The organism is Candidatus Campbellbacteria bacterium (assembly GCA_028817035.1).
In the GTDB taxonomy this organism is placed as follows: domain Bacteria; phylum Patescibacteriota; class Minisyncoccia; order Phycocordibacterales; family JABAAK01; genus JAPPQH01.
Window position 1 is genome coordinate 1 of the sequence record JAPPQH010000010.1, and the last position, 12,646, is coordinate 12,646.

Consider the following 12,646-nt stretch of genomic DNA (forward strand, 5'->3'; position numbering starts at 1 on the left):
ATTTGCACGCATTCGCGTCATTGGTTGTGGTGGTTCTGGTGGAAACACTATAAATCATATGATAAGAAAAAAGGTTAAGGGTGTTGAATTCATAGCCATAAATACTGACTCTCAAGATCTGCGTAAATCACTTGCAGAAAAAAAGATAAACATAGGAAAAGAGACAACCAAAGGTTTAGGGACCGGCATGAATCCAGAGCTCGGCAGGAAAGCGGCAGAAGAAAGTTTAGAGGAGATAACTGAAGCCATAAAGGGCGCTGACATGGTCTTTATCGCCTGTGGGATGGGCGGAGGCACAGGAACAGGCGCTTCGCCCGTTGTGGCGAAAATCGCGCGGAGTTTGGGCATACTTACAGTTGCCGTTGTTACCAAGCCGTTTTCATTTGAAGGAAAACAACGGGCACTTTTTGCAAGAAATGGAATAGAAAATTTGGCGCGGGAGACTGATGCATACCTAACAATTCCAAACGACAAAATTTTAGAAATATCTGACAAAAACACAAGCATGAAAGATGCGTTTTCATTGTGTGATAATATCCTGCTTAACGCTGTTTCTGGTATCTCTGATTTAATAACGATACCTGGTTTGATAAATGTTGACTTTGCAGATGTAAAAACAGTAATGGAAAACTCTGGGCTCGCGCTGATGGGTATCGGCTACGGAAGAGGTAAAAATAGGTCTGAAATCGCGACACAGGACGCAATTTCTTCTCCCCTTTTGGAAATATCAATAAATGGAGCAAAACGACTTATATTCTCAATCGCATCAGCGAAAAACGATATTGAGATGGCGGAGTTACAATGGGCGGCAGAACTTATAACCAGCAACATAGGTGAGGATGCAAAGGTCATAACCGGAACATCCGTTGATAAAGAATTGAAAAAAGGAGAGATAAAAATAACCGTGATTGCGACAGGATTCCCCCACAGTAATGAAAATGGAATGCACTTCTCTTTCTCCAAAAACACGCCTGCGGCAAAGGAAAATGATGATGTGATACGGATAAGGTCAAATGGCGATAATAATAAAAATGATGGTGAAGTGGCAGAAAAAACAAAAAAGGAGGGCGCTACAGGTGGAGAAACATGGCATCTCCCCTCTTTTCTAAAGAAGAAAGATTGATATGTCTTACGATTTGGTAATTATAGGTGGAGGACCGGCAGGAACTTCAGCAGGTGTTTATGCCGCAAGGAAGCAGATAAAAACACTTTTGATAACAGAAACATTTGGCGGACAAAGTATTGTCTCCCCTGAGATTCAGAACTGGATAGGAGATATCTCAGTTTCTGGAGTTGAGCTCGCAAAAAGATTTAGAAAACACTTAGAGGCGTATGCAAAAGATCACTTGACGATAAAAACTTCTTCTAAAGTTACATCCATTCAAAAAAATGGCGACTCTTTTATAATAAAAGACTCTAAGGGCGAAGAAGTCCAAACAACATTTGTTTTTATTTCATCTGGTGCGGGCAGAAGAAAATTGGAAGGTATTGAGGGAGCAGAAGAACTGGAGCATAAGGGGCTTACATATTGTGCCAGTTGTGACGGACCATTTTTTGCAGACAAAGATGTTGTGGTTATCGGAGGTGGAAACGCTGGTTTTGAGACAGCAGCACAGCTTTTAGCATATACAAAGAGCGTAACCTTGCTACAACGCTCAGACAGATACAAAGCGGATAAAATAACTGTTGAGAAAGTTCTTGCAAACCCAAAGATGACAGGGATATTGAATGCTGGAATAAAAAAAGTGGAAGGACAGGATAAAGTAACTGGGGTTGTCTATACAGACAGAGAAAGTGGTGAAGATAAAAAACTTGATGCAGAAGGTGTTTTTGTTGAGATAGGTCTTATAACGCAAACAGAATTTCTCTCTAAAGATCTTTTGGAATTTGATGAATATGGAAGAATTGTTGTTGATCCAAAAAACCAAAGATCAAGTACAGACGGAATATGGGCGGCAGGAGATTGTTCAAACGGACTATACCATCAGAACAACATAGCCGCCGGGGATGCAGTAAAAGCCGTTGAGGACATTTACATACAACTCACAAAGAAAAAATAATCAGACGCAAAAAAAAGCGGCAGTCGTCCTTGACTGCCGCTACGGTCCCACAACGATTCCCAAGGTAGCGAAAAATCGTTCTATTTTTATTTTAATGGTTGATGGAAGATAAGTTGTGTGAATATGGCATTACTTCTGTGGATTTTCTCTCTGAGGAAATGCCCAAAAAAGATATATAATCTGTGGTATTAAGAACAACAAAAGCGTCTCTGATTCTCCAAACATGTTCGCCATGAGGATTGAGTGGATATAAAGGACAACAATCAAAAATATATTGGCAAAAATCACCGCAAGGACTGGTCTGTAAGACCTTTTTATAAATTTCTCCGAGATAAATGACATCACTATAAGAAGGTATGCAAGCGGATTTAGTATTATGAGAACTATGCCTTCAATTGTAGAAAACACGCCCTGCCCCAAGTCTGCGAAGGTGGCGATTGAGGAAACAACCAAAGACAGCGCAAAAACTATTATGGAAATCGGAAGACCTATTATTTTGAGTATTTTTAAAAACATAAATTAAATACCTGAGAAACTTGCCCTCATCCCCTTCTTTATTCCCTTTTCTTTTACATAATTAGCAGGGACTATCAACATATATTTTGCAGACTTGTCGGGAGAAAAAATTTCGGGAAATGTATGTGGTTCAATGCCGTATTCTATGTGAACGACATCTCTCCTTTTACCCAACCAAACCACATCTACAGAAAAAAATGTTTGTGTCGCCAAGAACCCATACTTTTGTTCTTTATCAAAAATAAGAAACACTCCTGAATCTTTTTTCAGATAATATCTGCCGTTTATGTGTCTTATTCTCAACAGTGGCGTATCTGCGACATCCACAAAAATCTTTGCATCATTTATGGTTACGCTTGAATTGTTTGTAACCGCCATGGTTGGCAAAGAAAAAACTGATGCCAAAAATATTGTGAATATGAGAGACAAAGTAAATAACTTCATATATGTATACAATATACACATAAAATGATAGTATGTAAAGTATGAAGTGGTTACATATCATAGTTGTAACAATCATAGTGGCGATATTTATCGCTTTCTTTTATATTATTTTTTATGAGTATTTTGTAAGATCGGATGAGGATGGCGAGGTTGTAGAGTTTGAGGATGGTGAGGTTGTAGAGATTGAGGAGATAGACCGCGACAAAGATGGGGGTACTGACTTCAATGAAGTTATAGATAAAACATCTGCGCCCAAAGAGGGGCAGGAACAACAAAGAGCTGTATTCCCTTCTCCTCTACCGAAATACAAGGAGTATAGAGCGCCTGCCGTGAGGACGGAACAGGATCGTGCCGCAGATTTAAAATTTGAGGATGACACGATATATTTCTCAGGAAACACAAATGTGCAGGAGTATATAGAGCTTTTTGAGGCGATAGAAAATTATGATAAAGCGATTAAAAAAATCGTCATAACCTCTTGGGGTGGCGACACATATTATGGAAAACTGATTGGCGAGTGGGTTTATGACAATAAAATAGATGTTCAGGTGAGAAAAATATGTTTTTCATCTTGCGCGAACTATATATTCCCTGCAGGCGACAGAAAATACATAGAGGATGGAGCGCTTGTCGGATGGCATGGAAATGTTCTTGGGCTTGTCGGAGATGATGATGACTCGGAGAGTAGGAAAAACCAACTGTATCTTGATTTTACAAGGAAACAATTTATTAGGGACACGGAGTCATTGGATATAAAGAAGCGCAGAGAAGCGCGGGAGAATTTCAAAATCATTGAAGAGGATATTGTGAAAGCTCATATTGCTGAAAAAAGGCAGGAGCGGGAATTTTATAGAGTGATAGGGGTAGATCCAGATATCGCCAACTACTTCGGCAAGAGTAGGATAATAAGCCAACACGAACGCGAGATAGCACCAGGAGCGCGAGTCTTGGGACACACATTCACCATAAAAGATATGGAAAAATTTGGCGTGAGAGATGTGATATATCTTGGGGATGGCAGGTATCCCGAAACGCGCAAGATAAACGGCGAGATAATACTTGAGATAGGTCTTTAAAACAAAAGCATGCGGTATGGTCCGCATGCTTTTGTTTTTGTTTTTGTTTTGCTAATTCTTTAGAATTATACTTTCTTAGCATTTTGAATAATATCTATAAGAATCTCGTGGAAGACATTACTCATTGCTTCTGATTGTGCTGTTATACATTCATTTGGCACACTTCCATATGGCGTACAATCCATGAATTGAAGTGCTGTCTCCAATTTAACAAAATTACCATCATCTGTTTCGCCATAAAGAACAAGTTCTTGTATTCCGACTTCATTTCCATCAAAGTCAAAACCTTCACCCAACTTGCCTCCTATGCAGTACCCATTACCATAAGGGATTGCTATGTATTCATATCCATCTCCCTGAACACCCTCTTGACACTCTCTTCTTTCAACCTCTGTTATTATTGGAGGCCAATTTGAAGACTTAAAATAGTCATTTACAACAATCGATGGGAAAGTGTAACTAAACCCATTGATTTCTGTGCTGCCACCACTACTAAAATAAGTTGCGTCTCTGACACTTGGAACATCTCCTGGGACTGGATCAATAAGACCATTATCATCACCGCCCAATAGCGATATTGTTATGGTTATTATACCTGCCACAATAAGTATTATTGCTATTACTTTAAACATAATTAATTTATTTTAATAAATAAGCATAAATAAATGCTATCAAAAATCTCGGAATAAGGCAATTTGCATTATTAAGTGCCTTTGTTTATAATAACCAAATATGGTAAAAGTAGAAAAACTAAAAAACGGCTCCACATTTATCTTTGAGGAAATACCTGACACAAAACTGGTAACGGTCATGGTGGGAGTTTCTGTTGGTTCAAACAACGAAACAGAGGAAGAAAATGGATTGGCTCATTTTTTTGAGCACATGTGCTTCAAGGGGACTGAGAAATATAAAACACCTGCCGAACTTTTGAGTATCATAAGTACTTTAGGTGTTGCTAATGCTTCAACAAGTAATGACATAACAGATTATTATATTAAAGGTCTCGCAAAAAATCTTGAGGAAATAATTGATGTAACATCAGAGATGTTTATCAGGTCAAAATTCCCCGTTGATGAACTTGAAAAAGAAAAAGGGGTGATTTTACAGGAATACAATATGCATGAAGATAACGACTATTCAAAAGTTGAACAATTATTGGTAGAACAATTATTCAAAGGAACGCCTGCAGGAAGAGAAATAATTGGAACAAAAGAAAATATAAAGAGGTTTTCAAGGGATGATTTTGTCGCATTTTTAGAAAAACACTACAATACTGCTAATGCGATAATAACCATAGTTGGTGATGTTAAGTATGAAGATGCCAAAAGATTGACCGAACAATACTTCGCAGACATAAGGAAGGGTCCAAAATCAATAAAAGAGGAGATAAAACCTGCAAGAGATACAGACAACATAGTATTTAATAAAAAAGATAGAGAACAAATCACACTTAATTTAGGGGTTCCATCTGTAAAAAGAGCAGATAAAAACTATTACTCTGCAAAACTTTTAGCAAAAATATTGGCTGGGGGGTTCTCTTCTCGTCTATGGAAAGAATTGAGAGAGAAAGGAAGTTATTGCTATGATGTGTGCTCAATCCAATTCGGATATGCAGATTATGGACATTTTACAGTAGATACAAAAATAGAACCTGATAAATTAAAAGAAGTAATGAAGATAATAATAAGAGAATTGAAAAAATTAAAAGAAGAGGAAGTTGGCGCAGAGGAATTGGCGAGATTCAAAGAATCAATGATAGTGGCAGTAAATTTGAAGAATGAAAATAGATTCGGTGGAAGACCAAGAAAATATATGAGAGATTATGTTAATTTGGGTGTAATAGAGATGCCAGAAGAAACCATAGAAAAAATACAAAAAATCAATTCGGCTGAAATTAAAGAAGTGGCAAACAAATTACTAACAAAAGACAAAGTGAAACTTGCTGTTGTGGGACCACTCAATCAAGAATTAAAGCCCGAGATTGAGAGCATATTGAACGAGTTGTAATATCTTATCTTTCAACTGAAATTTCAGAAGACCTAATGTCAAGAACACCCTTATCTCTGAGAGGATTTACATACAATTTTGACAACGCATTTTCATCCTTTTTAAGATAATAATCAAGCCAGTTTTTTGTGTAGTAATTCTTTATGAAAGTTGGTAAATACGCACTATCCTTTTCTATTTTATCCCATCCAATCGGCATATAAGGTTCGCCCGCAAAATCAGTTTTTAGCACATCATCACCCACAGGTTTTCTCATATCACTTCTAACTTTACTCCAATATTTTTTACCATTTATGACGATAGGGTTGAGCTCAGAGGCGACAGATGGAAAATCTTCTACCAAATCATCATGTCTAAGATCCTTAACAGAGATAATCATTTTGTCTCCTACTGCCCTATTGTATGCGTTTCTTGCGACCGGCTGTGGGTTTTCATCTGTCGGAAGAACTCTTTCTTTTTCAAGGACCCATATATCTTTTGGATCGCCACCAGCAGCAACTACTGTGTTCCACATAATTCCGCGGAATACGGCTTGAACAAAACCATCCTCAGAACCATGAATTTGCATTACAGGTTTTCTGTTTCCTATCGGCTGTCCGTCTTCTGAAACACCTTCTCCAAATATACCCTCTGGTTCCCAGTATCTTGGAGGTCCATTATTATAGCCAACCGCTGTAACAACCTTGTCATTACTTGCTAATGAGAACTGTGCCGTCATTGAACCAAGCGATTGGCCCGCAACTCCAACACCTTTCAAATCTATGCTATTTGCAAAGAAACCACAAACAGAACTCTGTTCTTTTTGATCGTTGGATTCAAAATCGCTCTCACAAACATTTCTTTCTTTATTTAAGCTTTCAAGACCATCTATTATTGTGGCGACATCTGCGACTCTTTGAGTAAACAATCCAGCCATCATATCGCCAACCCTCTTCTCACCGCCCTCAACCCATTTCAAACCATCTATAAATAATAAACCGCCAAAAGTAAGTTCCGAAGATGGAGCGCTACCGTAGAAATACTTGAAGAAATTATTAATTACTTTATCTTCATTAATAAATAGGTTGTATGCCTTGTCTAAACCATCCTTGCCCACTTTTTTATAATATTTAGAATCTGGGCTGTCTAAGACATTAGGCAATGAACTGTCTGACGCAAAGCTCGGCGCGACTACTATATAACCATTGCTCGCTAAATACTCAGCAAACAACGACCAGCCGGCAGAAGTGCCACCCAAACCATGTGCCAAAACTACAACTGGGAAAGTGCCTTGTGCGATATCTGCTTCATATCTCGCATTAACAATTCTTTTTGAAGTTTCTTCTACAAGAGCATCAAAATTCTCGTCTGAAAATAACTCCTGAGCCAACTCATCTCTTGTCTTCTCTTTTGCCAATGATTTATCCATCTTTTCTTTTTCCTCAGTTGTTAGTGTAAATAGATAAGAACCAAGCGCTTCCATCGCTGACTGGCTAAACACTTTGCTCTTACTCTTTGACAAGTCCGTGAATGTGGCTTTCCTGCCTGAAGTATCCCCTTTCTCTATCGGATACCAAACATTTGTTGAAACTATGTGTCTATCACCTGCATCATTTATTTCTTTTAGGACTGCTTTGTATTCATCTGAAGCATGAACAGCGTTCCAGCCGTCAAAAGATCTTTCCTTGTCATGAAAGAAAAGTGGCATCAAACCAACATCAAATTTACCCCACTCCACATACTCTTTTAAGAAAGGTGAAGAAACTGAATAACCTTGTTCGCCATCAGACGAAACCTTGTTTTGAGAAGAATAAAAATACCAACCCGCAACCACAAGGACGAGAAGTAAAATTATTAATATCGTGTTCATTTTTGACATATGTTTATTATGCTATCTTTTTAATAAGAAAGCGGAAAGTAAAATCAATAATATTTTTATAGAAGTCCACTATTTTTTACGAGAAAACTTTTCAAGCAAAAGACCAAGTAGCCCGTATATTATTCCATTTACAACCACTACAGCAACAACTACTGAAGTACCAGAAGAAAACAGATTAAAAAACGGAAGCAAGACAATTACGCTCAATACAAAGGTATCAAGTAATTGACCCAATGGACTTAGAAAAAATATATTTGTTAATGTTGGGAGAGCGGCAATAATAACACCAATGAGGCAGGCAACCCAAAAATATTTCTTTTTTCTTGTCATCATAAATTAATTATATACATTTAATTTGTACACCTATAATTATACACCCATACTGTTAAATTACAAACCAAAAAGAAAGTCATTACCTGCTTAAAAGTTTGAGCCTGAGACCGTAGTAATCGTTTCTCTCTGGGTATTCCCCATCTCCTAAATATTGTATATTTTCAACCCCAAATTCTGCCATATCTTCCAAGGAAAGAATCCATCCTCCGTATTCACCATATTCTTCTTCTATTATGTTCGCTTTATAGTATGTCTCATAGTTTTCTGGCAACAAACCAAATACAGTTATGTCTTGATTTACACCTATTTTTTCATAAAAAACCCGCTCCTCTTCAATGTCCTTTTGTCTTTGCTGGATCTCATACTCAATCGACTCTTCAGCATCCATCCTTGCCAGTTGTCTTTGCTCCTCAGGTAAACTTTCAATCGCATCAAAAAGTGATTTTGTTATTGCTTCTCTAAACAATTCTTCACCTGTTTTATCTTCAGACAAAGCCAAAACATCATCTTGTATTGCAGAACCATGCCAACCCACAATGGCATCTTTTTCAATAAACTTATTCTTTCCAGCAGGGAAAATATAATTAGCACAGGAGGAGAAACAAATATCAATCACCCTTACATCAATACCGTTGTCAAACACAAAGTCACCCATTTTTATGCCCACTTTTGTAAATCCACCTTGAGAACGAATCTGTATCTCTCTTGGAACTCCTTCACTTTGAACAGCACTCAAAAGCTGATCAAAATCATTGTCACCTATAAATCCATCATAAAGCAACACATCATCACATACTTTTATTTCTGCATTAACACTCTCATTAAAACTAACTGGCTGCGACCAAAATTCTTCTTCACATGTTATCGCAGACCCTCCTCCGCCAGACCAAAAACCCACCGCAAAGACAATTATTATCAAAACAATAGCAATTATTATTCCAAACAATTTATTCATAAAATAATCATATCACCAAACCAACAACCTTGTCAATATTAAGAATGTTTTGATAAAATTAATCAGAGATGAAAACTTACCGGCACAATGGGTGAGTTGGCGGGTACATATTCTTCAATTTGGTTTCTTAAATTTTTTTATTGCCTTACCATATAATCTTACATTTTTTCCAATATCTTTTACTTCTTTTATATTTTCTTTTAAGATATTGGTTATTTTTTCAGCGTTTAACCTAAATTTAATTTCTCTATAATGAACTTCACTATCATTTCTCACTTCTATTTCTCCAACATTTTTGAAATTATTTTTTTCCTTAAAAATAACCTTTTGATCATCATATTGGTCTGCTACGCGTGCTTTTGAATTTTCAACAACCAATTTTATGCTTAAAACATCTATGACATCCTCATAATAGAAGACCAAAAATTTATTTGTATCTTTTGGATTTATAGTTAAATATTGGACTTCACCAGCATTAAAAATAGATTTATATAGAAATGATTTTAATCTATTCCCACAAAGCTTATCTTTTAATTCTACCATTAGGGGTCCAAGTTTTTTCTTATAAAATTTTTTGTTTTTTTCATAATCCTTTCTTTTTGAAGGAAAGACATCTAAAATCTTTATTACTATGTCCCCAATACCATCCATTGTTTGAAAAATATAATCACTATCCATTCTGTTTCTGCTATATAAGAAGATTTGCCACCATTTTCCACTTTTTACAGAATGGGCATCGCCGCTTTTGTCTATGACATCCTTTTTTGCCTGCGGATTGTTTTGATAATCTTCATTTAATCCTATTTTGGTAGCAAACAACCTTGCTTTATTATGACCTTCTTTGCGTACATTTCGCGCAGAATCTGATGACATTGCTCTTTTCTTTTTTGACGTTCCCATAAAAATTAATTTGATATGACTAAAATTTCATGAGACATTTTAATATGAGAATTTTTATTTTTTATATCTCTATTTTTTAAAACCTTTGATATTCTTGTTTCTCCCTGCCCCATTGTGTATTGCCATGAAGGATATTTTAACTTATATCTTTTATAATATTCTCTACTCTTGGAACAATTATTGTAAGATAAAATGAAGCCTCCTTTGTGGTTATTTAATAAATCTCTTAATAATTCATGATTAAAAGATTTGTGATGTATTGGGTTATTTCTTTCAGGATATATGCCATTAAACATTTTACTTGTTTCATCATCAGTCTTTAAAAAATAAGGGGGATCACAATAAAAGAAATCTTTTTTATATTTAAAAAATAAATTTTCAAAAGGCTCGCAAGTTATTTTTATATTTGCTTTAAAGTCCCTTACTTTCTCTATCATTTTGTTATATTTTGTCTCATTTAAATATACACTCGATGCCCAACCTATAAAAGAAGGACCATATGATAAATTATGATTAAAAAAGAAATAAGTTGCTTGCTCTAATTTTGTTAGCTTTATTTCCCCATTTTTCCATTCTTTTAAAATTTTTTTAATTTTTTCATACTCTAATTTTGTTGGTTTTAATTTTTTAAGTTCAGCATAAAGTCTTTTGGGTTGATTTATCTGATATTGCCAATAATTAACTAGAGGTTTGTTTATATCGCAAGCAATTATTTCAATATCTAATTTTTGCGCCAATGCTATTTCAATACTACCACCACCAAAAAATGGAGATATAATTCTTTTTACTGGTGGCATTGCTTCTATAATATGACCAACAGCCAAACTTTTTCCACCTGCATATCTAATCGGAGAAAGTGACAATCTCTTATACTTTGTCTTTTTGCTTTCAAGACATTGTAATAATCTTTTTCTCTTTTCTTCAAAGATATGCCTATTCAGCCTTCCCATATTCAGCATTATACTTCGCAAAAAGAACTGTGGTATGGGAAAATTAAATGTTTAGTGTGGAAGTCGTCAAAAATCTTACTAATTACCCTTTACCTTTTCTTTAAAAAGTGGTCAAAATCCGACTTATGCAATACTCGGATATAATGGTTAGAGCGTGATGTTATAATGATTACTATATGGAAGAAAATTTAAAATCAATTTCGCGCAAGGTAATTGCATTGGCAGCAACCATAGCATCCTTGTGCCTGCTTATTCAGGTAGCATTTCCTTTTCCACTTAGAACCATAGAATTATCAGAATTGGCAAGTAAGTTGCCTGAATTAGAGCGTTATTACATAATAGATACAATTTACACAATAACTTGGCTTGTAGCATGGATTGGTATTATTGCCATTCTAAAAGCGAGAAGCAGAGTTGTTGCTACTGTTGCGGGTATTTTAACATTTATTGGAATGTTGTTTGGTCTTGTGAAGAACGAATGGACAAACGCAATAGCTAATGCTCAAAGTATTGATGTAACAGCATGGTGGTTTTTGTTTAAAGCAATTGGAAATTTGAGCTTCTTACTTGTTCCTACGGGAATAATATTTGCGTCAATTGTGTTGCTTGGTAACAAAAGCAAATTAGCAAAAGTTGCTGGTGTTTTGGGGCTTACATTTGTCTTTCCTTTAGGATTTGGAATGTATATGCAATCTCTATTCCTATTTATTTTGCTTTGGGGACTGCTTTGGACACTCGTAGTTACAGCGTTATTGTGGGTATGGGCAATAAACCCTAGCAAAATTGAAGAGCAATAGAGTTAATCACTCCCTCCTACTCATCAAACAAGTCCTCCATGTTTTCTTTCATTGAGTAGTAATGGTCTTTGGTGACGATTATGTGGTCCACAAATTCTACGCCGAGGATACTCCCTGCCTCTACCAATCTCTTAGTTACATTTATATCTGCATCAGACGGCTCGCTATCATTAGAAGGATGATTGTGTGCTCCCAATATACTTGCCGCATTGTTTTTAACTGCGTATGAAAACACCTCTCTTGGATGAACCAAACTTGCGTTAACCGTTCCTATACTCACTATCTCTCTTGATATTTCTTTATTTCTTGAATCAAGAAAAAATATTATAAAATGCTCTTTCTGACTCACCCTGATATCAGCCAACTTCTCCCAAATCTCCTTTGGATCAACTGAAGTTATTGGATACCTGCCGCCCTTTAATCTTGCAGCCAACTCAACACAGGAAAGTATCTGGCTTATCTTCGCATCACCAAGCCCATTTATCTTTTCCAAATCAGCCCTCTCAATCTTATAATTCTTTTTGCTAAGAAGTCGCCATATCTCGCTTGAGAGCCTTTTAACATCCTTGCCCCTTATTCCACTACCAAGCAATATCTGCATCAATTGGGCATCAGAAAGTTGCTCTGCCCCTTTTTCTTTGAGTATCTCTCTTGGTCTATCTTCAGTTTCTAATTCACTAAATTTTTTTATCGCCATACAAAAACTATTGGTCTATGATGCCATACTCAGCCCATTGTTGCAATATGATT

The 12,646-nt window shown here is 36.2% G+C and carries 14 protein-coding genes; 5 read left to right on the forward strand and 9 right to left on the reverse strand.

Annotation, left to right across the window (positions count from 1 at the left end):
* Both ftsZ and OXU73_01420 read left to right on the forward strand, forming a co-directional pair.
* Positions 1–1,123: cell division protein FtsZ (gene ftsZ, locus OXU73_01415; GenBank protein MDD9867972.1), on the forward strand; the 1,123-nt coding region annotated here is incomplete at its 5' end.
* A 1-nt stretch (position 1,124) separates the two neighbouring features.
* The gene (locus tag OXU73_01420; GenBank protein ID MDD9867973.1) at positions 1,125–2,060 is read left to right on the forward strand and encodes an FAD-dependent oxidoreductase; all 936 of its coding nucleotides are present in this window, start codon (positions 1,125–1,127) and stop codon (positions 2,058–2,060) included.
* A 129-nt stretch (positions 2,061–2,189) separates the two neighbouring features.
* On the opposite strand, the gene OXU73_01425 is transcribed toward OXU73_01420, so the two are convergent.
* Together OXU73_01425 and OXU73_01430 are read right to left on the reverse strand one after the other, a co-directional pair.
* Positions 2,190–2,576, reverse strand: a complete 387-nt coding sequence (locus OXU73_01425; GenBank protein ID MDD9867974.1) for a hypothetical protein — start codon at positions 2,574–2,576, stop codon at positions 2,190–2,192.
* A 3-nt stretch (positions 2,577–2,579) separates the two neighbouring features.
* Positions 2,580–3,020, reverse strand: a complete 441-nt coding sequence (locus OXU73_01430) for a DUF192 domain-containing protein (protein ID MDD9867975.1) — start codon at positions 3,018–3,020, stop codon at positions 2,580–2,582.
* A gap of 41 nt (positions 3,021–3,061) precedes the next feature.
* On the opposite strand from OXU73_01430, the gene OXU73_01435 reads away from it, so the two are divergent.
* Positions 3,062–4,096 (forward strand): hypothetical protein, encoded by a 1,035-nt coding sequence (locus OXU73_01435; GenBank protein ID MDD9867976.1) that lies wholly within the window; start codon positions 3,062–3,064, stop codon positions 4,094–4,096.
* A gap of 65 nt (positions 4,097–4,161) precedes the next feature.
* On the opposite strand, the gene OXU73_01440 is transcribed toward OXU73_01435, so the two are convergent.
* Positions 4,162–4,728 carry a hypothetical protein gene (locus OXU73_01440; GenBank protein MDD9867977.1) on the reverse strand — a complete coding sequence of 189 codons (567 nt, stop codon included), beginning with the start codon at positions 4,726–4,728 and terminating at the stop codon, positions 4,162–4,164.
* A 100-nt stretch (positions 4,729–4,828) separates the two neighbouring features.
* On the opposite strand from OXU73_01440, the gene OXU73_01445 reads away from it, so the two are divergent.
* Positions 4,829–6,103: a pitrilysin family protein gene (locus OXU73_01445; GenBank protein MDD9867978.1), complete on the forward strand. Its 1,275-nt coding sequence runs from the start codon at positions 4,829–4,831 to the stop codon at positions 6,101–6,103.
* A gap of 4 nt (positions 6,104–6,107) precedes the next feature.
* Here the strand turns inward: OXU73_01445 and OXU73_01450 are convergent, their stop codons facing one another.
* The 5 genes from OXU73_01450 to OXU73_01470 form a co-directional block, all read right to left on the reverse strand.
* Positions 6,108–7,961, reverse strand: coding sequence for a hypothetical protein (locus tag OXU73_01450; protein MDD9867979.1), 1,854 nt, complete (start codon positions 7,959–7,961; stop codon positions 6,108–6,110).
* A 69-nt stretch (positions 7,962–8,030) separates the two neighbouring features.
* Positions 8,031–8,294 (reverse strand): hypothetical protein, encoded by a 264-nt coding sequence (locus OXU73_01455; protein MDD9867980.1) that lies wholly within the window; start codon positions 8,292–8,294, stop codon positions 8,031–8,033.
* A gap of 79 nt (positions 8,295–8,373) precedes the next feature.
* Complete coding sequence (locus OXU73_01460) at positions 8,374–9,249, reverse strand: hypothetical protein (protein MDD9867981.1); 876 nt, start codon at positions 9,247–9,249, stop codon at positions 8,374–8,376.
* Positions 9,250–9,363: 114 nt separating this feature from the next.
* On the reverse strand, positions 9,364–10,149 hold the full coding sequence (locus OXU73_01465) for a hypothetical protein (GenBank protein MDD9867982.1): 786 nt from the start codon (positions 10,147–10,149) through the stop codon (positions 9,364–9,366).
* Between the two features lie 5 nt (positions 10,150–10,154).
* Positions 10,155–11,099, reverse strand: coding sequence for a DNA adenine methylase (locus tag OXU73_01470; protein MDD9867983.1), 945 nt, complete (start codon positions 11,097–11,099; stop codon positions 10,155–10,157).
* A 176-nt stretch (positions 11,100–11,275) separates the two neighbouring features.
* Here OXU73_01470 and OXU73_01475 point away from each other — a divergent pair, with 176 nt between their 5' ends.
* Positions 11,276–11,896, forward strand: coding sequence for a hypothetical protein (locus OXU73_01475; protein ID MDD9867984.1), 621 nt, complete (start codon positions 11,276–11,278; stop codon positions 11,894–11,896).
* A 16-nt stretch (positions 11,897–11,912) separates the two neighbouring features.
* On the opposite strand, the gene radC is transcribed toward OXU73_01475, so the two are convergent.
* Positions 11,913–12,593: a DNA repair protein RadC gene (radC, locus tag OXU73_01480; protein MDD9867985.1), complete on the reverse strand. Its 681-nt coding sequence runs from the start codon at positions 12,591–12,593 to the stop codon at positions 11,913–11,915.
* Positions 12,594–12,646 lie beyond the last annotated feature (53 nt).